General features: G+C 73.2%; 27 protein-coding genes and 1 pseudogene. 15 read left to right on the top strand and 13 right to left on the bottom strand.

Annotation, left to right across the window (positions count from 1 at the left end):
* Positions 1 to 86 precede the first annotated feature (86 nt).
* Positions 87 to 1,259, bottom strand: coding sequence for a serine hydrolase (locus ACW4TU_RS23665; protein WP_457430266.1), 1,173 nt, complete (start codon positions 1,257 to 1,259; stop codon positions 87 to 89).
* A gap of 625 nt (positions 1,260 to 1,884) precedes the next feature.
* Here ACW4TU_RS23665 and ACW4TU_RS23670 point away from each other — a divergent pair.
* The 7 genes from ACW4TU_RS23670 (at position 1,885) to ACW4TU_RS23700 (ending at position 8,748) form a co-directional block, all read left to right on the top strand.
* On the top strand, positions 1,885 to 2,814 hold the full coding sequence (locus ACW4TU_RS23670) for a hypothetical protein (protein WP_457416672.1): 930 nt from the start codon (positions 1,885 to 1,887) through the stop codon (positions 2,812 to 2,814).
* Positions 2,815 to 2,882: 68 nt separating this feature from the next.
* Positions 2,883 to 3,305, top strand: a complete 423-nt coding sequence (locus ACW4TU_RS23675; RefSeq protein ID WP_457416674.1) for a peptidase inhibitor family I36 protein — start codon at positions 2,883 to 2,885, stop codon at positions 3,303 to 3,305.
* A 191-nt stretch (positions 3,306 to 3,496) separates the two neighbouring features.
* Positions 3,497 to 4,849, top strand: a complete 1,353-nt coding sequence (locus ACW4TU_RS23680; RefSeq protein WP_457416676.1) for an NAD(P)/FAD-dependent oxidoreductase — start codon at positions 3,497 to 3,499, stop codon at positions 4,847 to 4,849.
* Positions 4,846 to 5,577, top strand: coding sequence for a DUF1365 domain-containing protein (locus ACW4TU_RS23685; RefSeq protein ID WP_457416678.1), 732 nt, complete (start codon positions 4,846 to 4,848; stop codon positions 5,575 to 5,577). The genes ACW4TU_RS23680 and ACW4TU_RS23685 overlap by 4 nt, the downstream gene beginning before the upstream one ends.
* A complete protein-coding gene (locus ACW4TU_RS23690; RefSeq protein WP_457416680.1) occupies positions 5,574 to 7,088 on the top strand; it encodes a class I SAM-dependent methyltransferase in 1,515 nt (504 codons plus the stop codon). The genes ACW4TU_RS23685 and ACW4TU_RS23690 overlap by 4 nt, the downstream gene beginning before the upstream one ends.
* 20 nt (positions 7,089 to 7,108) lie before the next feature.
* Entirely contained in the window at positions 7,109 to 7,927 is an 819-nt protein-coding gene (locus ACW4TU_RS23695; protein ID WP_457430268.1) for a DUF1295 domain-containing protein, read from the top strand.
* Positions 7,928 to 8,025: 98 nt separating this feature from the next.
* Complete coding sequence (locus ACW4TU_RS23700) at positions 8,026 to 8,748, top strand: alpha/beta fold hydrolase (RefSeq protein WP_457416682.1); 723 nt, start codon at positions 8,026 to 8,028, stop codon at positions 8,746 to 8,748.
* On the opposite strand, the gene ACW4TU_RS23705 is transcribed toward ACW4TU_RS23700, so the two are convergent.
* The 7 genes from ACW4TU_RS23705 to ACW4TU_RS23735 all read right to left on the bottom strand — a co-directional run bounded on the left by ACW4TU_RS23705 (position 8,718) and on the right by ACW4TU_RS23735 (position 14,770).
* A complete protein-coding gene (locus ACW4TU_RS23705; RefSeq protein ID WP_457416684.1) occupies positions 8,718 to 9,650 on the bottom strand; it encodes a YihY/virulence factor BrkB family protein in 933 nt (310 codons plus the stop codon). The two genes, ACW4TU_RS23700 and ACW4TU_RS23705, sit on opposite strands and share 31 nt — an antisense overlap.
* Positions 9,640 to 10,227, bottom strand: a complete 588-nt coding sequence (locus ACW4TU_RS23710) for a hypothetical protein (protein WP_457416686.1) — start codon at positions 10,225 to 10,227, stop codon at positions 9,640 to 9,642. The genes ACW4TU_RS23705 and ACW4TU_RS23710 overlap by 11 nt, the downstream gene beginning before the upstream one ends.
* Positions 10,224 to 11,249, bottom strand: a complete 1,026-nt coding sequence (locus tag ACW4TU_RS23715) for a DUF6286 domain-containing Asp23/Gls24 family envelope stress response protein (protein WP_457416688.1) — start codon at positions 11,247 to 11,249, stop codon at positions 10,224 to 10,226. The genes ACW4TU_RS23710 and ACW4TU_RS23715 overlap by 4 nt, the downstream gene beginning before the upstream one ends.
* Entirely contained in the window at positions 11,246 to 11,431 is a 186-nt protein-coding gene (locus tag ACW4TU_RS23720; protein WP_457416690.1) for a hypothetical protein, read from the bottom strand. The genes ACW4TU_RS23715 and ACW4TU_RS23720 overlap by 4 nt, the downstream gene beginning before the upstream one ends.
* Positions 11,432 to 11,478: 47 nt before the next feature.
* Positions 11,479 to 12,003 carry an Asp23/Gls24 family envelope stress response protein gene (locus ACW4TU_RS23725; RefSeq protein WP_457416692.1) on the bottom strand — a complete coding sequence of 175 codons (525 nt, stop codon included), beginning with the start codon at positions 12,001 to 12,003 and terminating at the stop codon, positions 11,479 to 11,481.
* A gap of 146 nt (positions 12,004 to 12,149) precedes the next feature.
* Complete coding sequence (locus ACW4TU_RS23730) at positions 12,150 to 12,821, bottom strand: fasciclin domain-containing protein (protein WP_457416694.1); 672 nt, start codon at positions 12,819 to 12,821, stop codon at positions 12,150 to 12,152.
* Positions 12,822 to 12,934: 113 nt separating this feature from the next.
* Positions 12,935 to 14,770, bottom strand: coding sequence for a sulfite oxidase (locus ACW4TU_RS23735; RefSeq protein ID WP_457416696.1), 1,836 nt, complete (start codon positions 14,768 to 14,770; stop codon positions 12,935 to 12,937).
* Between the two features lie 244 nt (positions 14,771 to 15,014).
* Here ACW4TU_RS23735 and ACW4TU_RS23740 point away from each other — a divergent pair, with 244 nt between their 5' ends.
* Genes ACW4TU_RS23740 through ACW4TU_RS23750 form a run of 3 tightly spaced genes read left to right on the top strand, consistent with a single transcriptional unit; the run spans position 15,015 to position 16,641 of the window.
* Positions 15,015 to 15,599, top strand: a complete 585-nt coding sequence (locus tag ACW4TU_RS23740; protein WP_457416698.1) for an RNA polymerase sigma factor — start codon at positions 15,015 to 15,017, stop codon at positions 15,597 to 15,599.
* On the top strand, positions 15,596 to 16,282 hold the full coding sequence (locus tag ACW4TU_RS23745) for an Asp23/Gls24 family envelope stress response protein (RefSeq protein WP_457416700.1): 687 nt from the start codon (positions 15,596 to 15,598) through the stop codon (positions 16,280 to 16,282). The genes ACW4TU_RS23740 and ACW4TU_RS23745 overlap by 4 nt, the downstream gene beginning before the upstream one ends.
* Complete coding sequence (locus ACW4TU_RS23750; protein WP_457416702.1) at positions 16,279 to 16,641, top strand: Asp23/Gls24 family envelope stress response protein; 363 nt, start codon at positions 16,279 to 16,281, stop codon at positions 16,639 to 16,641. Before ACW4TU_RS23745 ends, ACW4TU_RS23750 begins: the two co-directional genes overlap by 4 nt.
* 16 nt (positions 16,642 to 16,657) lie before the next feature.
* Here the strand turns inward: ACW4TU_RS23750 and ACW4TU_RS23755 are convergent, their stop codons facing one another.
* Together ACW4TU_RS23755 and ACW4TU_RS23760 are read right to left on the bottom strand one after the other, a co-directional pair.
* The gene (locus ACW4TU_RS23755; RefSeq protein ID WP_457416704.1) at positions 16,658 to 17,410 is read right to left on the bottom strand and encodes an anti-sigma factor; all 753 of its coding nucleotides are present in this window, start codon (positions 17,408 to 17,410) and stop codon (positions 16,658 to 16,660) included.
* On the bottom strand, positions 17,407 to 17,991 hold the full coding sequence (locus ACW4TU_RS23760) for a sigma-70 family RNA polymerase sigma factor (RefSeq protein ID WP_457416706.1): 585 nt from the start codon (positions 17,989 to 17,991) through the stop codon (positions 17,407 to 17,409). The genes ACW4TU_RS23755 and ACW4TU_RS23760 overlap by 4 nt, the downstream gene beginning before the upstream one ends.
* A 198-nt stretch (positions 17,992 to 18,189) precedes the next feature.
* Between ACW4TU_RS23760 and ACW4TU_RS23765 the strand changes: the two genes are divergently transcribed.
* Positions 18,190 to 18,411 (top strand): type II toxin-antitoxin system VapB family antitoxin, encoded by a 222-nt coding sequence (locus ACW4TU_RS23765; protein WP_457416708.1) that lies wholly within the window; start codon positions 18,190 to 18,192, stop codon positions 18,409 to 18,411.
* Positions 18,408 to 18,806 (top strand): annotated as a pseudogene (locus tag ACW4TU_RS23770) (PIN domain-containing protein). The gene ACW4TU_RS23765 and the pseudogene ACW4TU_RS23770 overlap by 4 nt, the downstream one beginning before the upstream one ends.
* Positions 18,807 to 18,851: 45 nt before the next feature.
* On the opposite strand, the gene ACW4TU_RS23775 reads toward ACW4TU_RS23770, so the two are convergent.
* From ACW4TU_RS23775 to ACW4TU_RS23785, 3 genes are all read right to left on the bottom strand, one after another.
* The gene (locus ACW4TU_RS23775) at positions 18,852 to 19,625 is read right to left on the bottom strand and encodes a polysaccharide deacetylase family protein (RefSeq protein ID WP_457416710.1); all 774 of its coding nucleotides are present in this window, start codon (positions 19,623 to 19,625) and stop codon (positions 18,852 to 18,854) included.
* Between the two features lie 212 nt (positions 19,626 to 19,837).
* Complete coding sequence (locus ACW4TU_RS23780; protein ID WP_457416712.1) at positions 19,838 to 20,497, bottom strand: response regulator transcription factor; 660 nt, start codon at positions 20,495 to 20,497, stop codon at positions 19,838 to 19,840.
* 1 nt (position 20,498) lies between these two features.
* Entirely contained in the window at positions 20,499 to 21,776 is a 1,278-nt protein-coding gene (locus ACW4TU_RS23785) for a sensor histidine kinase (protein ID WP_457416714.1), read from the bottom strand.
* Positions 21,777 to 21,985: 209 nt separating this feature from the next.
* On the opposite strand from ACW4TU_RS23785, the gene ACW4TU_RS23790 reads away from it, so the two are divergent.
* Genes ACW4TU_RS23790 through ACW4TU_RS23800 form a run of 3 tightly spaced genes read left to right on the top strand, consistent with a single transcriptional unit; the run spans position 21,986 to position 25,599 of the window.
* Complete coding sequence (locus ACW4TU_RS23790) at positions 21,986 to 22,237, top strand: hypothetical protein (RefSeq protein ID WP_457416716.1); 252 nt, start codon at positions 21,986 to 21,988, stop codon at positions 22,235 to 22,237.
* Positions 22,234 to 23,007 carry an ABC transporter ATP-binding protein gene (locus ACW4TU_RS23795; RefSeq protein WP_457416718.1) on the top strand — a complete coding sequence of 258 codons (774 nt, stop codon included), beginning with the start codon at positions 22,234 to 22,236 and terminating at the stop codon, positions 23,005 to 23,007. Before ACW4TU_RS23790 ends, ACW4TU_RS23795 begins: the two co-directional genes overlap by 4 nt.
* A gap of 39 nt (positions 23,008 to 23,046) precedes the next feature.
* Entirely contained in the window at positions 23,047 to 25,599 is a 2,553-nt protein-coding gene (locus ACW4TU_RS23800; RefSeq protein ID WP_457430270.1) for an ABC transporter permease, read from the top strand.
* The last annotated feature ends 22 nt before the right edge of the window (positions 25,600 to 25,621 follow it).

Below are 25,621 nucleotides of genomic sequence, written 5' to 3' on the forward strand. Positions count from 1 at the left end.
CCCGGTGGTCGGCGCACGGGGAAGGCGGCGGAGGGCCCCGTGAACTCCGCTCCACCTGAGGCCCTACGCCGTTCGTCCAGCGCTTTCTACGAGGAACAGACGGGCACACCCGGGAGCTGGTTCCCCGGCGAGCTGACGTAGATGTTGGTGATGTAGCCGCCGTACTGGGGGAGATAGGCCCACCAGGAGTTCGTGTATGGCGGAATGCTGACCTCCTGGCCGAGTCTCTGGCAGCTCACCAGGACCTCCACGTCGGCCGGCAGCGTCGTCTGCGGAGCGGAGTCGGCGGTGGTGGGCCGCAGGCGTACGTTCACGCCCGAGCCCCAGGTACCGAACCAGGTGCCCGACGGGTGGACGCCGCCCGGCACGTCGAGGGAGCGGGTCAGCCGGCCCAGGTCCGTGTACGCCGTGCCGTACGGGGTGCCGTCGGGGTGCAGGGTGAACACGGCCACGATGGTGCGGTCACCGGCCCCGACCGTGCCGGTGGTGTGCAGCGCCTCCCGCGTCAGGTCGACCCCGGCGGCGGCACGCGGCGCGGACCGCTGTGCGGACTGCCGCGTCGCCGCGGTGACGGTGGTGGGGACGGTCGTCGGGGGCTTGGGGGTGCAGCCGCCGGAGCTGCCGAAACCGGACCAGCCCTGCTTGACCGCCCACGGCCGCTCGAAGGAGCCCGCGATGCCGAACTGCTGGTCGAACCCGTCGGTGCCGCAGCGCGTCGACTGTCGCAGGTCGCCCATCACGTAGTCGCGCACCGGCACGGAGGCGGTGTCCAGGATGTACCGGTAGATCCGGACCGTGTCGGCGGCCGACAGGGCCACGTACCCCCAGTAGTCCTCGTACCCCTCCGGCGGGTTGACGGTGTCGGCGAGGCCGAGCTGCGTCACCGTACGGTCGATGATCGCCGTCCGCCCGCCGAGGCTCCAGTAGTAGCTCGCCGCGTTGTCGTCGCTGCTGCGCAGCATCGAGTCGAGCCGGGTGCGGTCGGCGGTGGACAGGGTGCGGGGGTCGCGGGTGCGCAGGTAGTCGAGGGTGATGAGGAGTTTCACCACCGAGGCCGAGCGGAACCGCATGGTCTCGTTGAGCCGTTCGGTGAAGGTCCCGGTCGTGCGGTCGAAGACCGCCACGCCGGCGGTCACACCCGCCGGTACCTCGGCCTGCGTGACACGGGCCGGCGCGGCGGTGGCCGGTGACGCCCCGGTCAGGCCCAGCACACTCGCGGCCAGGGCGAGGCCGGCGGCGACGGCACGGAGCCGGCGCACGCGGGTCCCGCGCCGGTTCGGCGGTCGTCCGGCGGCGGATCCGCCGGGGTGGGTGGTCGGACTGTTCACGTGGGTTCCCCATTTCACTCGGGCCACCTCGGCGTCGACGGCCCTCCGGGTGTGCAGGGACACCTGTCCTCCGGGGCCGTGTCCGCGTACGGGCCGCAGGTGGCGGAAGCAAGCTATGGCGGCCACCGGACCGGCGGTATCCGGAAGTTGACGGGGTGCCGCCCTCCCGCTTCGGTCACGGAGCCCCCCGCGCCCGGGCCGTCCGGCCCCATGGCGTGGCCGCGAGGTCCCCGCCTGTCCCGGGTACGTCCAGAACACGAGCACGAGGGGCCACGCCCGGCACGCCGAGGGCACGCTTCCCACCCGCCCGGTGATCGAGCGGCGGCGCCCCAAGACGCCTCGGGCCCCGCCCTCCGGGCGGACAGGGTGACCGGGGTGACGGGACTTCGCGGACGCGATCTACCCCACCGGCCCCAGGGCGTCATTCCGGGAACTTCCGGGTGACGTGCCCGGCCGTGCCCCGGATACGTTCCGCAGCGTCCGGCCGAGCCGCACACCGTCGGCCGGGGACCGTCTCCCCGGCGGCGGACCACCATCGACGACACGAGGAGTTCCGATGAGCGGCAGGGATCTGCTCCGGACGCTCGCCGTCACGGGCCTTCTGCTTGTCACGGCCTGCTCCGCCGCCGACCGGCCGGCCGAGAACACCGGCGGCCCGCTGCGCACCGGGCTGACCGACGCGGAGCGGGTGCTCCTGGGCCATGCCGAGCAGCGGCTGATCACCAGCTGCATGCGGGACCAGGGTTTCCAGTACCGGCTCGACCCGGGCGGGCCGCACAGCGAGGCACCCGAACGCCGCTTCGGCCTGGACGACGTCACCTGGGCCCGCGAGCACGGATACGGTCTGGCCGACGCGGCCCGGACCGGCGACCGTGGCGGGAAGGCCGCGGCCGGGAACAGCCCGCAGGCCCGCTATCTCGCCTCCCTCCCGCCGCAGCGCCAGGCCGGGTTCGACCGTGCCCTGAACGGCACCGACCGTGCCGCGATCGTCGTCCCGGCGCCCGGCCGCGGCCGGATCTTCACCAGCGCCGACGGCTGCCAGGCCGACGCCCGTGGGCGGCTCTACGGCGATCTGCGCAAGTGGACCGAGGCAAAGGCGGCCGTGGTGAACCTGGCGTACCTCACCTTCGACGACGTGGTGGCGGAACCCTCGTACACCAAGGCGCTGGCGGACTGGCGCGCCTGCATGAAGGCGCGGGGGCCGGCCTACCCGAGCTCTTCGGACGCCATCGGTGCCGTCGCGAAGGAGAACCGGTCCCGCACCGCCGAGGAGGCGCGCAAGCACGAGGTGACCGTCGCCGTGGCCGACGCCGAGTGCAACCGCGCGGCGGGACTGGCCAGGACCGGCACCCGCCTGCAACAGGAGCACGTGCAGGAGGCCGCGCGTCACGAGTACGCACGCCAGACCGGCTACTACACCCAGGCGGTCACCACCGCCCTCGGCCGAGCCCGCTCCGTCCTCGCCTCAGCCGTCGCCTCCGGCTGAGACCGCACCGAACCAACCACCGAACCAACCACCGAACCAACCAAGAACCCCACCAAGAGGAGAACACCATGCGCACCACCAAGCGCGCCCTGCTGGGCCTGGCCCTGGCCGCCGCCCTGCTTCCGATCGGCGTCACCACCGCCCAGGCCGGCGGCACGACCCCCACCTGGAGCTCGAAAAACCCTGGTAACTGCCAGTCGGGGTTCCTGTGCGTCTACAAGGGGATCAACTACGACTCGGCCGACGTCGGCATCGCCAAGTTCCAGTTCGACAACCCCATCTGGTCGAACACCGACAACCGGTACATCGCTCACGAGGACTCGTCCTGGTTCAACAACGGCACCGGCGACTCGTGGTCCTCCGTGGAGATCTACGCGGACAACGGCTACGGCGGGAACTCCTTCTGCCTGGACAAGGGCTGGGGCAACACCTGGGACAAGGTGGCGAACGACCAGGGTGAGGCCAACCGCTGGGTGCAGGGCACCTGCTGACCCGTCCCCTCCACCGACCTGTCTCCGCCGCTCGCGCCGGTCCATCACCGGCGCGAGCGGCGGCGTCCTGCGTTGCCCTGCGTCACGGGTGACTCGTGACTCCGTCGGCGGATTCGCGACTCGGCCAATCCACCGCCCGACCTGATCCGGATTACGCGGAGACCCCTGATGGCAGGGCGGGAGGAGACGCGATGGAACGCACGCCGACGGATGGCCCGCGCGGCCCGGAACGGACGGCTCGGGAGGGGCGGCGTACGGCCGTGGTGGGTGGCGGGGTGGCGGGACTGACCGCCGCGTACATCCTGGGCGGTGCCGGTGCCGTCACCCTGTACGAGGCCGACGACCGCCTCGGCGGACACGCGCACACCCACGAGCTGACCTCACCGCACGACGGGCGGGTGCACCGCGTCGACTCCGGGTTCATCGTGCACAACCGGCGCACCTACCCGCATCTGCTGCGGCTCTTCGACGAACTCGGCGTGCCCACGCAGGAGTCGGAGATGAGCATGTCGGTGCGGTGCGAGGGGTGCGGCCTGGAGTACGCGGGTGCCCGCGGCCCGGCCGGCGTGTTCGCACAGCGCCGGAACCTTCTGCGCGGCCCGTATCTGCGCCTGCTGACCGAGGTGCCCGCCTTCCACCGCGCGGCCAGGCGGCTGCTGGCCCAGGAGAGCGATCGGGCAGGGGGCGAACAGGGAGGGCGTGCACAGGGCGAACAGGCGCTCACACTCGGCGAGTTCCTCGACCGGGAGGGCTACTCCGCCTATTTCCGCAGCCACTTCATGACACCCGTCGTGTCGGCCGTGTGGTCCTGCGACGCCGTCACCGCCCAGCGCTACCCGGCCGCCTACCTGTTCCGCTTCCTGGAGCACCACGGGCTGCTGTCGGTGAGCGGCTCACCGGTGTGGCGCACGGTCGGCGGCGGCTCGGGCACGTACGTCGACCGAATCGCCAAGCAGATCGGTGACGTCCGCACCGGCGCGCCCGTACGGGCCGTACGACGCCACGCGGACGGCGCCGACGTGACGGCCGGGGACGGCACCACCGAGTCGTACGACGCGGTGGTGATCGCGGTCCACCCGGACCAGGCGCTGCGGCTGCTGGCCGACGCGAGCGAGCGGGAGCGGGAGGTGCTGGGCGCGTTCCGCTACTCCCGCAACACCACCCTCCTGCACACCGACACCCGGCTGCTGCCGCGCGCGTCCGGTGCCCGCGCCGCCTGGAACTACCTGATGCCCTCGTGCGCGGCCGACGGCGGCCAGGTGCGGGTCAGCTACGACATGAACCGGCTGCAACGACTCGACGCCACCGAGACGTTCGTGGTCACCCTGGGCGGCGAGGACCGCGTCGACCCCGGCCGGGTGCTGGCCCGCATGGTCTACGAACACCCCGTCTACACGCCGGAGTCGGTGGCCGCGCAGCAGCGCCTGCCCGAACTGGCCAGTGACGTCTGCGTGTTCGCGGGCGCCTATCACGGCTGGGGGTTCCACGAGGACGGCTGTCGCTCCGGCGTCGAGGCCGCCGCGGCGCTGGGGGTGCGCTGGTGAACGCCATACCTTCCCTCTACGCCTGCACGATCAGCCATGTCCGGACCACACCCCGCCGCTACACGCTGCGCCACCGCACGTACATGTGGCTGGTCGACCCCGACGACCCACCCCAACTCCCCCTCCTGCTAAGCCCGTTGGCCCGTTTCGACCCACGCGACCACTTCACCGGCGACCGCCCGTCGATCCGGGCCGGCCTCGACGACTTCCTCGCCGGTCACGGCGTACACCTGGACGGCGGCCGGGTGGTGATGCTCACCCACGCGCGGGTGCTCGGGTACGTGTTCAACCCGCTCACCCTGTACTGGTGTCACGGCCCCGACGGGGAACCGCGCTGCGTGGTCGCGGAGGTGCACAACACGTACGGCGGGCGGCACGCCTACCTGCTGCGCCCGGACGCGTCCTTCTCGGCGCGCGCCGAGAAGACGTTCTACGTCTCGCCGTTCTTCCCCGTCGACGGCGCCTACCGCATGCGGGTGCCGCCGCCCGGACCGCGTCTCGACGTCACCGTGCACCTGGACCGCGAGGGCGGCCGGGCCTTCACCGCGACGGTGCACGGCACCCGGCGTGCGGTGAGCACGGCGTCCCTGCTGCGGCTGGCCCTGCGGCACCCCTGGTCCACCCTCACCGTGTCGGCCGCGATCCGGGCCCACGGCATCCGCCTGTACCTGCGGGGCCTGCCGGTCCAGCCCCGCCCCGGCCACCGCACCCCGGAGAAAGCGACATGAGGGCAGCAGACCCCAACACCCCGGACGGTCACCTCGCCCCGGACGGCTACCTCGCGCCGGACGGTCACACCGCCCCGGATGGTCACATCGCGCCTGACGACCACACCGATCCCGCCGCTACCCGCGTGCACGCCGCTACCCGCGTGCACGACGCCACCACGGATCCCACCCGTGGCCCCGGCACTCGGGCAGATCCCGCCGACAGGCACGGCGCCCCGGTGGATCCCCACCGCGTGCGCGCCACTCCCGCTGATTCCGACCCCGCCCGTGACCACGCCACCACCCCCGCCGACCCCACCCCCTGGCCCGACGTCGTCGCCGTACCGGCCGCCTCCCGGGCCCGTGTCGCCGTAACTGCGGCCCTGGTTCGGCGGGCCCTCGGGCGGTTGCCGCTGCGGGCACGGTTCGTCGGTGCCGCGGATGTGGGGGTCGGCGGGCCGCTGATCAAGGTGCGTGACCCCGCCGCCTTCCACGCCCGGGTCGGGACCCACGGGCTGGTCGGGTTCGGGGAGTCCTACATGGCCGGCGAGTGGGACGCCCCCGACCTGGTGGCCGTCCTCACCGTGCTCGCCGGGAACGCGGCCGAGCTGATTCCGGGCCCGCTGCAACGGCTGCGCGGACTGTGGGCGCCGCGCCACCCGCACGACGAGCGCAACACGCCCGACGGCTCCCGCGCCAACATCAGCCGCCACTACGACCTGTCCAACGACCTGTTCGCCCTCTTCCTCGACGACACCCTCAGCTACTCCGCCGCCCTCTTCCGGGGGTTCCCGGCGAGCTGGGACCGGCTCGCCACGGCCCAGCACCGCAAGATCGACCGGCTGCTCGACCTGGCCGACGTCGGCGAGGGCACCCGGCTGCTGGAGATCGGCACCGGCTGGGGCGAACTCGCCCTGCGGGCGGCGGCTCGCGGCGCCCGCGTCACCTCGCTCACCCTCTCCCGGGAACAGCGGGCCCTGGCCCGGGAGCGGGTGAGCGCGGCCGGTCTCGACGACCGGGTCTCCATCGAGCTGTGCGACTACCGCGAGGCGACCGGCGAGTACGACGCCGTCGTCAGCGTGGAGATGGTCGAGGCGGTCGGCGCGGAGTTCTGGCCGGTGTACTTCCGCGCCCTGGACACGCGGCTGGCCCCGGGCGGCCGGGTGGCGCTGCAGGCCATCACCATGCCGCACGACCGGATGCTCGCGAGCCGCGACACCTTCACCTGGATCCACAAGTACGTGTTCCCCGGCGGCCAGATCCCGTCCACGCGGGCGATCGAGGAGACCGCCCGCGACCACACCGCACTGCGCCTCGCCCGCCGGGACGCCCTCGGCGCCCACTACGCCGAGACGCTGCGGCTGTGGCGCGAGCGGTTCACCGAGCGCGCCGACGACGTCGCGGCGCTCGGCTTCGACGACGTCTTCCACCGGCTGTGGACCTTCTACCTGGCCTACTCCGAGGCCGGCTTCCGGGCCGGCTACCTCGACGTACAGCAGTACCTGTTCACCAAGGAGAATCCCGGCCGATGAACGCCACCGTGAACACCACCGTGAGCGGCTTCCCGTGGCACGCGTTCGCGCTCAACCTGGCCTGGGCCGCCGTCGCGGCCCTCGCGGTCATGCTGGTCACCTTCGCCGTCGCGGTGCGCGTGGGCGTGCACCGGATCGTCGACGTCGCCTGGGGGACCGGCTTCGCGGCGGTGGCCGTCACGACCCTCGCCGCCTCCACCGGTGAGGGCGACCTCGTACGACGGCTGCTGGTGACCTCGCTGACGGCGATCTGGGGGCTGCGGCTCGCGGTGCACATCGCCCGCCGCGGCCGGGGCCACGGCGAGGACCCGCGCTACGAGGAGATGCTGGCCAAGGCGCCGGGCAGCCGGAACGCGTACGCGCTGCGCATGGTCTATCTCCTCCAGGGCGCGCTCGTCTGGCTGGTGTCCCTGCCCGTGCAGGCCGCGCAGTACGTACCCGGCCCGCCCTCGGCCCTCGCCTGGGCCGGCACCGCGCTGTGGGCCGTCGGGATCGGCTTCGAGGCGGTCGGGGACGCCCAGCTGGCCCGGTTCCGGGCCGATCCCGCCAACCGGGGAAAGATCATGGACCGCGGGCTGTGGGCGTGGACCCGGCACCCCAACTACTTCGGGGACTTCTGTGTCTGGTGGGGCCTGTTCCTGCTCGTCTGCGACTCCCCGGCGGGGGCTGCCGTGTCCGTCGTGTCCCCGGTGGTGATGAGCCTGCTGCTGACCCGGGGAAGCGGAAAGCGGCTGCTGGAACGGCATATGGCCGACAGGCCCGGGTACGCCGAGTACACGGCCCGTACGAGCGGGTTCTTCCCCCGCCCGCCGCGACGGAGCGGCCCGGGGACCACGTGACGGACCGGCCGGGGTCGGGAGAGGATCGCCTCCGTGGCCCGCGTGACGCGGGACGCGAAGGCCGGAACAGCCGGAGAAGCCGGAGCGGGGGGCGTGCCGTGGTGCAACAGGACGAGCAGGATGAGACCGGATTCCTTCCGGCGCCCGGGAACACGCTGCTGCTCCGACGCCGTCCGGCCCTCCCACGCGCGGCCGTGCTGGTGCTGCACGGCGGGCAGGCGACGAGCGAGCGCCGCTCGCGGCCCTGGCAGCTCGCCGCGCTGCGGATGGACCCCGTCGTGCGGGCCGTGACCGCCGAACTCCCGCACCCGGACGTCCTGGTCGCCCAGGTCCGTTACCGCCTCCGCGGCTGGAACGGCGGACGCGCCGACCCCGTACGGGACACCGATGAGGCGCTGCGCGACCTCGCCGCACTGGCGGGCCCCGTGCCCACCGTGCTGCTCGGCCACTCCATGGGCGGCCGGGCCGCCCTGCGCGCCGCCGGTCACCCGCAGGTGTGCGGCGTCGTGGCCCTGGCCCCCTGGTGGCCGCCGGGTGAGCCGGTGGAGCAGACGGCGGGCCGGCATGTCGTCGCCCTGCACGGCGAGCGGGACCGCGTCACCTCGCCCGTCGACTCGGCGGACTGTGTGCGCCGGGCGCGGGGTACGGCGGCCCGGGCCGGGATGGCCGTCATCGCCGGCGGCGACCACGCCATGCTGCGCCGTCACAGCTTCTGGCACCGCACCACCGCGAGCCTCGTGGCCCACCTCCTCGACCCCGACGGCACCCCGGACCCCCTGCCCGGGGAGTGCTACGGGACCGACGGCTTCCCGGTGCTCTGACCGGGCGGCGCCTTGGAGAGTTCCGCGGCGAACTGCGCGCCGGTGAGCAGCGCCAGGTTCGACAGCCACAGCCAGACGAGGAAGACGACGATGCCGGAGAGCGAGCCGTACAGCCTGCTGTAGGCGCCGAGTGTCGAGGCGTACGACGAGAAGCCCGCGGAGACGGTCAGCCACAGCGCGGCGGCCAGCGCGCCACCGGACAGGCTGTGCCCGCGCCGGCGCGCGATCTCGGGGCCGGTGTGGAAGACGATCACGACCAGCAGGGCGACGAGGCACAGCAGCAACGGCCAGCGCAGCAGCCGCCAGGTCCAGGTCACGGTGGCGTCCATGTCCAGGGTCCGGCCGATGGCCTCCGCGAGCGGGCCGGTGAGCAGCAGGGTGAGCGAGCCGACGAGGAGCAGTGTGAGCAGGACGAGCGCGGTGAGCACGATGCGGTGCGCCTTGCGCCAGGGCGAGCGCCGGTCCTCGACGCGGTGCATACGGTGCAGGGCACGGCGGAAGACGGCGAGATAGCTGGTGGCCGACCACAGCGCGCTGCCCGCACCGGTCACCAGGAGCGGCCAGACCGTCCGGTCCGCGTCCATCGCATGGGTCAGGACGGTGTGCAGTTCGGCACCGGACTCGGCCGGGGCGTAGGCGGTGACATGGGTGATGAAGCCCTCGGCCGTCTCCGGGCTGATCAGCCCGAACGCCAGGACCGTCGCCAGCATGGCGGGGAGCACCGCGAGGATCGCGTAGTACGTCAGCGCCGCCGCGTAGTCCGTGATGTCGTCGTTCCACAGGGACACCGGCGTGCGCAGCAGCGCGGACCGCCAGGCCACGAACTGGCACGGCGACGGCCACGGGAGCCGACGTGCCCGGCGGATGTCGCCGGACACGTCGGTGTACGGCTCAGTGGACACGGGGCATACGGTGCGAGGCGGCACTCAGCCGGACCCGGGTGTGCGCCGTGTACGGTGCCGCCGTCGTCCCGGCCTCCGCCGTCACCGCGCGCAGGGCGGGCAGTACGGCGTCCGGTGATGTGTCCGGTTCCAGCCAGACCCGTAGATCCAGCTCCAGCCGCCGGCCGCGCCGGGGCAGTACCCGGGCGTGGCTGCGGGCGATGCCCGGGAGGGCCGCCGCGCGCGCGGTCAGTGCCTCGGCCAGGGCCTGGGGGCGCACCGTGCAGCGGGGGGAGGGCAGGGCGAGGTGCCGGGTCGGGCCCTGGCTGAACCGCGCGACGGAGAAGAGCGCGAACAGCACGGTCAGGCCGATCGCCGCGGCCATGACGGCGGGCGTCCACCAGCCCTCGCCGCGCAGGCGCGCCAGCCCGTCGCCGTCGAGCAGGACGGTGCCCGTGCCGGGGGTGGGCCACCAGGACGGCAGCCGGTCCGCGAGGTGGCTGTCGGTGGCCGCGAGCCAGGAGCCCGTGAGGAGGAGCGTGAGTCCGACGCCGCCGAGGACGGCGCGGTTGACGGCGGTACCGGCGCGGCCCCTCACTGGTCTGCTCCCGGGACGGCGGCGGCGGCGGTGGTGGGGAAGGTGGTGGCGGGGGCGGGTGCGGAGCCGTCGTCATCGTGTCCCGGAGTGCCGGCTGTCGGGGCGGGGCGCTGCCACACCGACTCCGGTGTGACGGTGACCCGCAGCCGGGGACCGCCGCCCAGGAGGCAGCCGGCCAGGGTGTCCCGGGCGGCGGCCGTGACGGCGGTGTGCGCGTGTGCCCGGTCGCCGAAGGCGAGCCCGGCCCGCACGCCGACCCGTCGGCGCCGCACGCGTACCCGCACCGCTCCGACGCCGTCCACGTCTCCCACCGCGTCGCGGACCAGGGCCTCCACCGCCGAGCGGTCCACCGCGGCGTCGACATGGGCCGCCGAGGTGCGGACGGTGAACAGGTAACGCCGACCGGGGGTGAGAGCGAGAACGATCATCCAGACGCCCAACAGGGCCGTCAGCCCGCCCAGGGCGACGACAGCCGGGTCGCCGGGCCCGTGCCCGGCCGCCCAGTCGACGGCGGAGGTCCGCCAGGCGGCGGCCGTCCGGTGCGCGGTGTGCACCCGGACCAGGTCGAAGGCGAGCGCACCGCACCCCAGGGCGGCCACCGCGGACAGCACGGCGACCGGAATCCGGCGCCGGGACCACCAGCGCCGGGGCGTAGGGCTCTCACCGCCGTCCGGGGCGGCCGGGTCGGCCTCCAGGGCCGGGAACATCAGGGGCTGGGAGGACGTCTGCGGGGCGAGCGAGGTGACACTGACGCGCGCGGGCGGCACGTCGAGGCCCGTCAGCTCCCGGGTGCGTTCCACGACGTGCCGCTGGACGTCCCGCACGGTGTCGGCCAGTGGAGCCGGATAGGGCAGCGTCACCGCGAGGGACACGTCCGCCCGCCTGCCGCGCACGGACGCCTCGGCCCGGGCCGTCCGGGCGCCGACCCGGGCGGACAGCGCCTCGCCGGTCGCCCGCTCGGCGATCCTGCGTACCGCCCGCTCCGAGACGGTGGTGGTGCCCCGCTGCGCGGCGGCGGTCATCGACGGCTCCGTTCGAACGCGTCCCGTACGTCCCGGACGCTGCCGCCGCCCTCGGCCCACCGGCCCAGTACCCAGCCCAGGGCGCCGAGAGCGGCCACGAGCAGGAAGGCGCCGAACCCGCCGAACCAGCCGGCGAACGCCAGGGCCATACCCGCGATCATCCCTACGAACGGTGTGCTCATGCCCATCCACCTCTCCCCGGATCCCCTTCTGCCCGTGACCGGACGTGTTACTCCACGCGGGCCTCGATCGTGCTCGGGGACTCCTCGTCGTCGGGCAGGTGGACGTCGTTGACCGTGATGTTCACCTCGACGACCTCCAGCCCGGTGACGCGCTCCACGGCGGAGACGACGTTCTCCCGGACGTCCAGGGCGACGTCCATGACGGACACCCCGTACTCGACGACCAGGTCCAGGTCGATGGCCGTCTGCCGCTCGCCCACCTCGACCTTCACGCCGCGGCCCACGTTGGGCCGGCCGCCGGGCACGCGCTCGCGTACGGCGCCGAAGCTGCGCGAGAGTCCGCCGCCCATGTCGTGCACGCCGGGGATCTCCCGGGCGGCGATGCCCGCCACCTTCACCACGACGACGTCGGCGATCGACGTCCGGCCACGGTTCGCGGCCGGCTGGTCGGCTCCCGTAGCGCCGCCGGACACGGCCGTCGTGCTCTGCGGCGACCTGGCCGGCTGCGGGGAGCCCAGGTCCAGGTCCTTGTCGGTGTTCGCGTTGGCGACTGGTGCGGTCTGCGTGGTCATGGCATGCCCATCTCTTCGTCTCGTCGCTGATGTGCTCCGCTGATGTGCCTTCACTCCGTCAGACCCGGCCCGGCCGGGTCTGTGACGCGGGTACCCGGAAAAACCTCGGGGCGCCACCGAAGTGACGCCCCGAATATGACAGTCCGTCAGCTGGTGGGCATCAGGACGGTGTCGATGATGTAGACGTTGGCGTTGGCGGTCTTCACGTTGCCGCAGACGACCTTGGCGGAGTCGTTGACGGTGTACGACTCACCGGAGCCCGAGGTGGTCACCTTCGACGTCTCCAGGGTGTCGAAGGAGCCCTTCTCCAGGTCCTTGGGGGCCAGCTTCTGGCCCACCACGTGGTAGGTGAGGATCTTCGTCAGCTGGGCCTTGTCGTTCAGGACCTTGTCGAGGGTCGCCTTCGGGATCTTGGCGAAGGCGTCGTTGGTCGGCGCGAACACGGTGATGTTCTGGGCGTTGTTGAGGGTGTCGACCAGGCCGGCCTTCTTCACCGCCGCCACCAGCGTGGACAGGGCGGGGTTGTTGGACGCGGCGGTGGCCACCGGGTCCTGGGCCATGCCGTCGAACGAGCCGGCACCGCTCGCGGGCACCGCCGAACAGGCGGAGCCGAACGGCTGGTCCGCCGTGGTGGCGCTGCCGGAACCGGTCATGCCGTCGTCCGACGTGGCGGCCGACGCGGAAGCCTTCGTCGAGGAGTCGGACTTGGCGGAGTCGCTGCCGCTGTCGTCGGAGCAGGCGCTCAGAGCCAGCGGCAGGACGGCAGCCGCGGCGACGGTCACAGCGATACGGCGGGTACGGCTGATGCGGGTGTTCATGGGGCTTCTCCTGTGGGTCGGTGCGGCCTGAGCCGCGTTCGTACGGGGGTCGGGAAGGTGGCTTGAGGGGTCAGGGGCCAGGGGCCAGAGGGCAGGGGACAGAGAGGCCGGGATCAGTCGACGGTCACGACCACGGAGTGCCGGCCGCTGGCGCCGTCGGGGATGGTGCGGGCGCGCTTCTCGGTCTGCACCGCGCCGGTGCGGTCGGTGGCGCGGGCGGTGAGGGTGTGGCCGCCCTTGGTGGCCTGCCAGGGGAAGGACCACTGGCGCCAGGTGTCGCGGGTGTCCTCGGCGGCGAGCCGGGCCTCCTGCCAGGGACCGTCGTCGACCCGGACCTCGACCCTGTCGATGCCGCGGTGCTGGGCCCACGCGACCCCGGCGACCATGACCGCGCCGGTGCCGGGGCGGGCGAAGGGCCTGGGGGTGTCGATCCGGCACTGCGTCTTGACCGGCGCCCGGCGGGCCCAGCCGCGCCTGACCCAGTAGGGGTCGTAGGCGGCGAACGTGGTCAGCTCGATGTCCTTGATCCACTTGCAGGCCGAGACGTAGCCGTAGAGGCCGGGCACCACCATGCGGACCGGGAAGCCGTGCTCGAAGGGCAGCGGTTCGCCGTTCATGCCCAGCGCGAGGAGGGCGTCACGGCCGTCCATCACGTCCTCGACCGGGCTGCCGATCGTCATCCCGTCCACGGAACGGGCCACCAGCTGGTCGGCCGGCCCGCCCTTCGAGGGCGGCCTCACCCCGCACTCGGCCAGCAGACCGGCCAGTCGTACGCCGATCCAGCGGGCGTTGCCGACGTACGGGCCGCCGACCTCGTTCGACACACAGGTGAGCGTGATGTCCCGCTCGACCAGTTCGCGCCGCAGCAGGTCGTCGAAGGTGAGGGTGACCGGCCGGGAGACGCCGGCGCCGTGGATGCGCAGCCGCCATTCGGTGGCGTCGACCCTGGGCACCACCAGGGCGGTGTCGACGCGGTAGAAGTCGCCGTTGGGTGTGACGAAGGGGCTCACCCCCGGGACCCGCAGCCGGGCGCCCCTGGGCACGGCCCGGGCCGGGGAACCGGGTGCGGGCAGGACCACGTTCCTGCGGGAGGCGACCGCGTCCCGCCCGCCGGAAGCGCTCAGCGAGCGGCCGAGCAGACCGGCTCCCGCCGATGCCACGGCCGCCGCGCCCGCCACGATCACGAAGCCACGCCGGTCCCAGCCCGCGCCGGACGCCTTGCCCTCGGCGGGCCCGCTGTCCTGTACGTCCTCGCTGTCCTTCCCGGGCTCGCCGCCTTCCACGGGCTCCTTGCTTCCGGCGGCCCCCGTGCCCTCGCTGGGCTCCCGGCCCTCGCCGGACTCCGATGTGCCGGGCGCCGACAGGCCGGGCGCGGATGTGTCGGACTCCGAAGTCCCGGACGTCGATGTGCGGGACTCCGACGCATCGGGCGCCGACAAGCCGGACTCCGATGTGCCGGACGGTGACCGGCCGGGCGCCGACGTTCCGGGCGCGGGAGTCCGGGGCGTGAGTCGGCCCGCGAGGACGTACAGGAGAACCGCTCCGGCGGCGGCGCCCGCCACGGAGGGCAGCGCGTCCGTGACACCGGTCGAGTCGGGCCTGCTCGTCGCCGCGATGGCGCCGACGACTCCGAACAACAGCACACCGGCCGCCCCGGTGCGCCTGAAGCGCAGGGCGAGAATTCCGAGCGCCAGTGCGAAAAGGGCCAGTACAGCGAGAATTCCGAGCTGAAGAACCAGCTTGTCGTCGGAACCGAAATTCCGGATCGCCCAGTCCTTGACGGTGGCGGGAGTCCTGTCGATCGCCGCGCCGCCCACTGCGACGACAGGACCGGCCTGCGGACGCACGCCTCCCGCCACCGCCTCGGCGACCGTGAGCGCGGCGAATCCCGCCAGGACGCCGCTGAGCGCGCCCAGCGGCGGCGGTGCTTTCTTCTCGTTCTCGGTCACGTGGGGAATCCGGCCCCGAAAGCCGGGCGGATTGGTCGCCCCCACGATCGGATGATTTTCCCTTTCCGGCCAATCCGCGCTCGCTTCCGTTACGGAAAAAGAGGAGTGAAAGTGCCCCCACGCGGCATCCGTACGGTGCCCGTCTCCCGAAGTGCCACGTGTTCCTCGGGTTCTCCGTAACGGGGACCGCGCTGCGGTGTCCAACCTTCGGAAGACCGGCCGACCGGACGAGAGGAGTCGCCCAGTGGCGGGTGACCGCACCCGGAGCGCACCACCGGACACCCGGGCCGACCCGGACGACGCCCTGCTGACGGTCCGTGCCGGGGAAGGCGACGAGGACGCCTTCGCCGTGCTCGTGCAGCGGCACGCGCCGGCCCTGATCCGGCTCGCGACGGGCCTGCTCGGGACCCGTACCGAGGCGGAGGACGCCGTGCAGGACGCCTTCCTCAGCGCCTGGCGGAGACTGCCGGAGTTCCAGGGGCGCTCCTCCTTCGGCACCTGGACATACCGGATCGTCACCAACCGCTGCCTGAACGTGCTGCGGGCCCGCAAACCCGTGGCCTCGCTGGAGGCGGCGGGTGACGTGGCCGCGGCCGAGCACACCACCTCCCCGGCCCGCATCACGGAGGCCCACGAAGCCGTCCGCGAGTTGCGGGAGGCCCTCGACCTGCTCTCGGCCGAACAGCGGGCCTGCTGGGTGCTGCGCGAACTGGACGGCCGCTCCTACGAGTTCATCGCGGACACGGTCGGCATCAGCCAGGAGGCCGTCCGCGCCCGGGTCTTCCGCGCCCGCCGTTGTCTCACCCAAGCACTGGGGGCCTGGCGATGACCGACCGCACCGATCCGCCGAACAACGCGTCCACCCACGCTGACGACGACGAACTCCTGCCGTGCGGAAGGCTGTTGTCGCAGACCTGGAACGACTGGGAACAGCGCTCCAACGACACCGACGACACCGGCGACCCCGACGACATCGGTGACGCCGACGCCCACTTGCGGTTCTGCCCGTACTGCAGGCAGGCCGTGAGCGGACTCGATCGGCTGGAGTCGGTGGTGCGCGGCCTGCAGGAGGAGACGGACACCTCCGCCTACGACGCCGGGCCGCTGACCCGGCGGGTCATGGACGTCGTACGCCTCGAACTGCGTCCGGGCCGCCCCCTGCCCCTCGGTGAACCCGCCGAGGACCTGTGGATCATGGAGGCGGTCGCGGCCCGCGCGCTGCGCGCGGCGGCCGAGACGGTCGCGGGCGTCCGGGCAGGCTCCTGCCGGCTTTTCGACGCTCCGGCCGACGCCCACTCCGCAGCCCCCGCCGACGGCGCCGTCGGAGTCCGCCTCGGCATCCACGCCCCGGCCGGGGTCTCCCTGCCGGAGCTCGCCGCCCGGGTGCGTGAGCGGGTGCGGGAGGCGGCCGACCGCGAACTGGGCATGGTCGTGGCGGCTGTGGACATCCATGTCACCGATCTGCTCCACACCCCGGCCGACGACGACCAGGAAGAAGGCCGTACGCCATGACCGTGCAGCACGAGAACACCGCGCACGCGGCACTCGTCGCGGAACTCGCCACGGCCGCGGAGGGCGTGCCCGGGGTGGCCTTCCTCCGGCCGGGCCTGACCGACCGGCTGCGCTCCGCGCTGTCGCGGCCTCCGGCGGGCACCGCCGGGGCACCGTCCGCCGGAGTGCGCATGACCCGCCAGGACGGCGACGGTTCCTGGCACGTCGAGATCCACGTCGTAGCGCGGCGGCGGGCCAGGACCCTGGACGTGGCCCGCGTCGTCCGGGACACCGTCGAGCGGCGCCTGGGCGCCCTGGAGTACGCCCAGCCCTCGCAGCCCGCCCCGAGGGTCACCGTGACGGTCACGGGCCTCGTCTGACCTCCGTCGACCCCGTTCAGCTCGGGAAGGTCAGCACGGCGACCGGGGCGGACGTGGGCTCTTTCGAGCCGCCGTCGGGTTCGACGGTGATGCCCATGCCCGAGGCCCCGTCGACGCCGCCCCGGAGCAGGACGGCCTGGTCGCCGCGGGCGGGGTCCATCAGGCCGGCCGGCCGCATGGCTCCGCCCTCGTCGAACCACAGCTGGTAGACCTTCCCGCCGGGCGGAGAGGCCATCCCCGAGACGAAGAACACCGCCCTGTCCCGGCCCCGGGAGACGACGACGGTACCCGTGGCGCCGCCGGTCAGCCCGGCGGCCCGGGTTCTGGCGTCCGGTGCGGCCAGTACGGCGGCGATCTCGTCCGTGGCCTGGGCGGCCTGGCGTGCCCGGTCGCGTGCGTCCTCGGCCTGCTGGTGCTGCCACAGGGTCGTTCCGCCGAGCGTCGTGGCCGCCGCGAGGCAGGCGGCCAGCGCCCACCGGGACAGCGTCCGGGCCCGGGGGCCGGACCGTACGGCGAGGGCCTGGGCCGGCCCGCCGGGGGTCTCCTGGCGGACCGTGGTGATCCGGCGCAGCACCTGTTCGCGCAGCCCGGCCGGGGGTGTCGTGGCGACGGCGAGACCCATGCGGGCGGCGGTCGCGGACAGTTCGGCGGCCTCCTGCGCGCACGCCTCGCAGCCCGTCAGGTGCCGCTCGAACGCGGTGTTCTCCGCGTCGGACAGGGCGTGCAGGGCGTAGGCGCCCGTCAGCCGGTGCAGATCGGTGGTCGTCACGCGGTCACCCCCAGGCAGTCGCGCAGCCGGATGAGCCCGTCGCGCAGTCGGGTCTTGACGGTCCCCAGCGGCAGCGCCAGCGCCTCCGCCACCTCGCGGTAGGTCAGCCCCCGGTAGTACGCCAGGGTGACGGCCTGCCGCTGGAGCTCGGTCAGCGTGCGCACACAGCGCCGTACCTGTTCCCGCTCCAGCCGTGCCTCCACGTGCTCGACCACCTCGTCGTACTCGGGCAGCCGGTCCAGCAGCGCGGCCTTGTGGTCGCGGGCAGCGGCGGCGTCCACCGAGCGCACCCGGTCCACCGCCCGGCGGTGCGCCAGCGTGAGGATCCAGTTGATCGCCGTCCCCCGGTCGGCCCGGTAGCGGGGAGCGGTCCGCCACACCTCCACCAGCACCTCCTGCGTCACCTCCTCCGACTGCGCCTGATCGCGCAGTACGGCCCGCACGACACCCAGCACCGGTCCCGCCACGGCGTCGTAGACACCGGCGAACGCGTCCTCGTCCCCGAGCGCCACCCGGCCCAGCAACTCCTCCAGGACGGGACCGGCCGACGGATTTCTGCTGATATGTACTACTTCTTTCACCGAGGGCCTCCACGGTCGGGACATGTCCGGTCGTAATCCGTTCCTGTCGAGACCCCGGATTGGTTGCAGTGAGGGTGAAATCGCAGGTGGCGTGGGACGGCGGGGACCGGACGGCGCGTGCCACCAGCAGGCTGGACCCGAGAATGTCGGTGACATGTTCTTCTACGGATATCACCACCATCGTGCAGGAGGTGCCGCATGTCAGCGACCCAGATCGACATCGACGACGACGCCCTGGAACGCGTCATGGCTCTGTCCAAGGTCAGGACCAGGAAAGAGGCGGTCAATCTCGCTCTGCACTTCTATGCCGAGCAGCAGGAGCGTGCGGCGCGCATCAGCCGTCACTTCGAGCGTGCGCGTGAGTGGGGTGCCGTCGAGGATGCCGAGCGCCTGCACCGGGCGGAGAAGGACAGCCGGTGATCTACCTGCCCGACACGTCCGGCCTGGTCCGGCTGCTCCGCGAGCCGAAACTGCAGTCGGCCTGGTACGACGCGGTCGATGCCGGGGCCGTCGCATCCTGCTCCGTGCAGCGCCGAGTTCCGGTACAGCGCCCGGAACGGCCGTGAGTACGACGAGATCGCGGAAATGTTCGCCGACCTCTACCCGGATACCTCGGTGCCGAAGAACGCGGGGCGCCGGATCAGCGCGGTGCAGCACCGTATGGCCCAGACCGGGGAGCATCGCAGTGCCTCGGCGGTGGACCTGGTCATCGCCGCCACCGCGGCCTGGCCGTCCTCCACGACGACGCCGACTACCGCGCTGTCGCCCGGCACGCATCCGATCTGATCGAGCACGACGTCAACGACTTCGTCTGACCTGAGCCTGTCGGGTTTCCACCGTCAGGCGACCCGCGTCGGCGCTCAGCGCACCGGGAACCCGAACGAGTAGCCCTGCTGCTTGAGTTCGGGGAGGATCCGGCGCAGGGCCTCGACGGTCTGGGAGCGGTCGCCTCCCGCGTCGTGGAAGAGGAGCGTCGGCCCGTTCGGCAGTTCCCGCTCGACGGTGGCGACGATGGCGTCCGTGCCCGGCCGTTCGAAGTCCTTGGTGTCCACGTTCCAGCCCAGCGGGCGCATGCCCCGGGAGGCGGCGAGCTTGCGGCTGTACGGGGTGAACGCCCCGCCGGGCGCCCGGTAGTACATCGGGCGTACGCCCCCGGACGCCTCGGTGATCATGCGTTCGGCGTCGAGGATCTCCTGCGACTGGTAGGCCTCGGACTTCTTGTCCATGGTGGTGTGGTGCGACACCGAGTGGTCGCACAACCGGTGCCCGGCCGCGACCACCTGCTTCACGAGGTCGGGGTGGGCCTGCGCCTGCGTCCCCACCATGCAGAACGTGGCCTTCACCCCGTACTCCCGCAGTACGTCGAGCACTTGGGGGGTCCATGCGGGGTCGGGGCCGTCGTCGATGGTGATGTTGACGCCGCGCGCCCCCTTGTCAGAGGCGTGCACGATGGTCACCGCGACCGGCTTGACGGCACCGCCCGGCTTGGCGGAAGCGGTCGTCTTCGGCGTCGAGCCGTCCACGGCACCGGCCTGCGCGGTCCACATCGAGGCGCCGGTGGCGAGCAACGTCACCCCGAGCGCCGCGCCGAGCACCTTGCCGTACCAGCCGCGCCCGCCACTGTGCCGCGCCATGTCCCCACCGCTTTCCCGCAGTTCCTCGCCGATCCTCGGTCACCTTGCGACCAACCTGCATGACGAGGAAAAGAGGCCGCAGGATGCGTCCGTTACCGATCAAGGACAATTCCGGTGTGGTTCCCGGACAACCGGGCGAGCGGCGGGCGGAACGGGGCCCTTCTGCCGTGCCCCGCACGGTAGTTGGCCGCTCTGTCGTTCTACCGCTGTGCTCAGCCCGGACGCCGCAGGTCCTCCAGATACCGCAGGACCGCCGCGACCCGCCGGTCGACCCGGTCCGTCGGGGACAGGTCGAGCTTGGCGAAGATGCTGCGGATGTGCTTGTGGACGGCGCCCTCGGTGACGACGAGCCGTTCGGCGACGGCGGTGTTGCCGAGGCCTTCGGCCATCAGGGCGAGCACGTCCCGCTCGCGGGGGCTGAGCCGGTCGAGGCGGGTGTCCTGGTGGGAGCGGGTGAAGAGCTGGGCGACGACCTCGGGGTCGATGGCGGTGCCGCCGTCCGCCACCCGGTGCAGGGCGTCCAGGAACTCCTCGACCCGGCCGACGCGTTCCTTCAGCAGATAGCCGAGGCCGTTCACCCCGCCGGTGAGCAGCTCGGTGGCGAAGGACTGCTCGACGTACGCGGACAGCACGAGGACGGCCAGGTCGGGCCGCCGGCGCCGGGCCTCGACCGCCGCGACGATCCCCTCGTCGGTGTGGGTCGGCGGCATCCGTACGTCGAGGATGGCGACGTCCGGCTTGTGTTCGTCGATGGCGGCCAGCGCCTCGTCGGGGGTGCCCGCGGTGGCCACCACGTCGAGGCCCTCGGCGCGCAGCAGCAGGGCGAGGCCCTCCCGCAGCAGAGGGTCGTCCTCGGCGATCACGATCCGCATGTCACGCTCCACAGGGGAGTTCCACCTTCAGGGTTGTCGGGCCGCCGGGCGGGCTGGCCAGGGAGAGGGTGCCGTCGTGCGCGGCGATCCGGCGGCGGATGCCGGTGAGACCGGAGCCGCCGTCTTCGTCCGCCCCGCCCCGGCCGTCGTCCTCGACGTGGAGCAGGAGACGGCCGCCGCAGCTGCGCGCGGTGACGGAGGCGGATACGGCGCCGCTGTGCTTGGCGATGTTGGTCAGGGCCTCGGCGATGACGAAGTAGGCGGTCGCCTCGACGGAGGCGGCACAGCGTTCGGGTACGTCGACGTCGATCCGGCACGGCACCGCGCACTCCGCCGCCAGCCCCGAGAGCGCGCCGGCCAGCCCGCGGTCGTCCAGCACCGGGGGCAGGATGCTCCGGGAGACCGTGCGCAGCTCCGCGAGGGCCTGCTCGGCGGCGGACTGGGCGCGTTCGAGGAGCTCGTCGGCGCCCGCCGGGTCGCGGGCCACCATGCGGCGGGCGGCGCCGACCAGGACGGTGACGGAGACGATCCGGTTCTGCGTGCCGTCGTGCAGGGCGCGCTCGATGCGGCGCAGTTCGGTGGCGTGGGCGTCCAGGGCGGCGGCGCGGGTGGCGGTGAGTTCGGCGACGCGGAGCGACAGATCCGCCTCCGGTCCGGCCGCGAGGAGCAGACGTCCGGGCCGGGCCTGGGCACGGGCCATGCCGGGGCCGAGCCCCAGGATGATGGCGATCCAGCCCACGCCCAGCATGGCCACGGCGAGCGCGTCCGGCCAGGAGTGCGCGTTGCCGACCCCCATGGACGTGGCGGTCGTGTCCTCGGGCAGGAGCTTCCAGTACAGGGGAAAGAGGCTGTCGCGCACGGCGACGAGCGGCAGGAGGACGCCGAGCAGCCCCAGGAGGAGGCCCAGGGTGGCGTGCCGGGCCAGCCAGCGCAGTTCGCGTCGGGTGGTGGGGTCGACGAGGGCGAGCCGTAGCCGCGTCGGCGGCGGTTCTGGGGCGATGACCTCGGGACCCCGGCGGCCGAGCCGGTCGCGTTCCCGGCCGGCCAGGCCGTGCAGCGCGCCGAAGACCGCGGGCGCCATGAGCAGTCCCACCCCGACCAGGCTCGTCACGGCGGTGACGGCCAGCCAGAGCAGCAGGAGCAGCGCACGGAAGGCCGTACCGAGCCCGGAGGCGAGCTGGGCGATCGCGGCGCCGGCCGCTCTCGTGGTCCGTACGACGGTGTCCCTGAGGCCCACCCGCCGGTCACCGGCTGCCGTCGTGTCCTGCTGGACCGCCATCCGCTCTCCCCTCCCCTGGTTGCGAACGACTGGTTGCGAACGACCTTATGACGCGCATCAGTTCACCGCAGGCCGAGGGCCGGGGTACAGCCTGCTGTACCCCGGAGAGGGCGGGCTGCGGGATCGGCCGGGAGGGGTGCCGATCCGTAGCGTCGATGACGTCGGCCGGACCCCCCGGACCGACCGCTCAGCACCCCAGGAGACGCCCCATGGCTACCGCCGACCCCTACCGCCTCACCACCCCAGCCGACGGTGACGGCACGCACGAGGCGTCGTCGCCCGCGGTCACCGGCGGGGAGGTCGTCCGTACGCTGCTCTGGATCGTGGTCGTGGTCAGCGCGGTCGCCAACTCGGCGGCCACCTACGCCGACGCGGACACCTGGGTGCACCTGGCCTGTGGCATGGTCACCGTCCTCGGCGCGGGCATCCTCGGCGCGCGCCACCTGCGGGGCCGTCGATGAACGCCGCCCTGGCGTGGACCCGCGACTCTGCGGCCACCGCGCCCGACGCGTCGACGCCCGCCATCGTCCTGGACCGGGTCGTCAAGGAGTACGCGGGAGGCATCCGCGCCCTCGACGAGGTGTCGCTGACCGTCGAACGCGGCACGTTCCTCGCGGTGATGGGCCCCTCGGGCTCCGGCAAGAGCACGCTGATGCACTGCGCCGCCGGGCTGGACTCCCCGACCTCGGGCAGTGTCCGCATCGACGGCCACGAGATCGCCGGCCTGAACGAGACCCGCCGTACCGAACTGCGCCGGGAGCGCGTCGGGTTCGTGTTCCAGGCGTACAACCTGATCCCCTCGCTCAGCATCCAGGACAACATCACGCTGCCGCTGCGGCTGGCGGGACGCACCCCGGACCACGACTGGCTGCGGACGCTGACGGCGCGGGTCGGTCTCGCCGACCGGCTCAGCCACCGCCCGGCCGAACTCTCTGGCGGCCAGCAGCAACGGGCCGCCGTCGTAAGGGCGTTGGCGGCCAAGCCCGCCGTCGTGTTCGCCGACGAGCCGACCGGCGCGCTGGACCTGCGCAGCGCCCACGAGGTCCTGGACCTGCTGCGCGACCTCGTCGACGACCTGCGCCAGACGGTGGTGATGGTCACCCACGACCCGGCCGCCGCCGCCCGCGCACACCATGTGGCGGTGATGGCCGACGGCCGGGTGGTCGAGTCCCTCGAAGCGCCGACCGCACCCGAACTGGCCGCCCGGCTCGTAGCGTTGGCGGGGGTCTGAGCCATGTTCACCAAGTTCACCAAGTTCACCAAATTCGACATGTTCCGTCTCGCCCTGCAGATGGTCGGACACCGGATCACCGCGCTGATCGCCGTGGCCTGCGCGGTTCTCGGCGGCGCGGCCCTGATCACCGGTACCGGCGTCCTCGCCGAGTCCGGCCTGCGTTCCCACCTGCCTGTCGGCCGTCTCGGCGGCGCGGACGTCGTCGTCGCGGCCGACCAGGAACTCCACCCGAGCGGCGACATGCCGATCGCCCTCCCGGAACGTCGTACGGTCCCGGCCCAACTGGTCGCCGAACTGGCCCAGTTGCCGGGTGTCACCGGGGCGGTCGGCGACCTCGGATTCCCCGCCGCCCTCATCGACGCGCAGGGCCGGGTCGTACCGGCCGCCGCCGGTCCCCAGTCGTCGGGACACGGCTGGTCCTCGGTGAAGCTGCTGGAGCGGGCGCGGGTCGACGGCAGGGGGCCGGCCGGCTCCGGCGAGATCGCCGTGGACAGCGCCACCGCCGCCGCTGCGGGGTTGACGGTGGGTGACCGGGTCATGGTCGTCGCCAACGCCCGGCCCGCCGCCGGGTACCGCGTCTCGGCGGTCGTCGACGCGCCGGGCGCCGGTGTCCTCTTCGCGGACCCGACGGCCGTACGGCTGTCGGGAAGGGAGAAGGGCGCCGGTGGCCCGCGCGCCGGAACCGTCGACCTGATCGGCCTCCGCACCGCACCCGGCGCCGAGGAACAGGTCGCCGCCGAAGTCCGAACGAGGCTGAAGGGGACGGGACTTGAGACGGTCACCGGCGTGGACCGCGGCGACCTGGTGTCACCCGGAGCCGGCGCGTCCCGCTCCCTTCTGGTTCTCCTCGCCGGTTCGCTCGCCGGGATCATCCTGCTGATCACCGGGTTCGTGACGGCGAGCGCGCTGACCGTGTCGATCGCCGGGCAGCGCCGGGACCTGGCGCTGATGCGGGCCGTCGGCGCGACTCCCCGGCAGATCAGGCGACTTGCCGCCGCCCAGTCGACCGTCGTCGCGGCCGTGGCCCTCGTACCCGGTGTGGCACTCGGCTACCTGCTGGCCGGGCGGTTCCGCGGACTGCTGGCCGACCAGGGTCTCGTCCCGTCCGCACTCCCGCTGACCATCAGCCCGTTGCCCGCCCTCGCGGCGACGCTCCTGATGGCCCTGACCGTGCGGATCTCGGCCCGCAGCTCGGCGTGGCGCACCTCGCGGATGCCCGCCACCGAGGCGGTCGCCGAATCGCGCAGCGAGCCGCGCGAACCGTCGCGCACCCGGACGCGCATCGGCCTCCTCGTCATCGTCGGCGCGACCACCATGTCGGCCGTACCGCTCTTCTCCCCGACGGTCCTCGGCGCGGCGGCCACGTCCATCGCGGGCATCCTCGGGGCGATCGGGCTGGCCCTGGCCGGTCCGTCCCTCGTCCGGGGCATCGGGAACGCGGCGGCCCGGCGCACCCGCACCGGCGTCTCCGCGCCGACCTGGCTGGCCATGGCCAACGTCCGCGCCTACGCCCTGCGCAACGCCGGGATCGTCAGCACCCTGGCCATGGCGGTCGTGTTCGTCCTGACGTACACCCTCACCCAGACCACCGTGCTGGCCGCCACCGCCGACGACACCCGCATCGGCACCCTCGCCCAGCAGCGCCTCGACGCGCCGGGCCTGGGCGGACTGCCCGACGGCACGCTCGCCGACGTACGGGGCACGGCCGGCGTACGGGCGGCGGCGCCGGTGAGCACAACCACCGTGGTGTGGCCGTACAAGATGTTCGACGACACGGTGACCGAGTCCGCCTCCGCGATGATCCTCACCCCCGGCGCGTCGGACGTCCTCGACCTCGACGTACGGGACGGCAGCCTGGAGCACCTCACCGGCGCCACCATCGCCGTCAGCAGCGATGTCGTACGCTCGCGCTCCGCGTCGGTGGGCCGGCGGGTGGGTCTCGTCCTCGGTGACGGCGCGAGGGTCGACGCCGAGGTGGTCGCCGTCTACGCCCGGGGCCTCGGCTTCGGCACGGTGGTCCTGTCCCACGACCTGGCGGCCGGACACACCACGACGGGCCTCGACCAGGGCATCCTGATCCGCACGGACGGCACGGCGACCGCCCGGCAGGCCCTGACATCGCTCGCCGCGTCCCACCCGGGCCTGGCCCTCACGGACACGGCCCCCACGACCACCGACGGCCTGCGGGACGCACCACCGGAGGTGTGGATCAACCTGGCGATGATCGTCGTCCTGCTCGGCTACCTGCTCCTGAGCATCGCCAACAAGCTCGTCGCCGCCACCGCGCAGCGCCGGCTGGAACTGGCGGCTCTCCGGCTCATCGGCACCACACCCCGGCAGATCCGCGCGATGATGCGGCGCGAGGCGGCGGTGACCGCCGCCACCGCGCTCACCGCGGCCCTGCTGCTGTCCGCCGTACCCCTCGCCCTCCTGGGCCAGGGCTTCCTCGGCCACCCCTGGCCGACGGGCCCGGTGTGGCTGCTGCCCGCGCTCGCCCTGACGGTCACCACCACGGCCTTCCTCACCGTCGAACTCCCCACCCGCCAGGCCCTGCGCACCCCGCCCGCCGACGCCATCCGCGCCCAGTGACCCGGCCCGCGTCGGCGCGGGT

The sequence above is a fragment of the Streptomyces kryoterrae genome, from assembly GCF_054072135.1.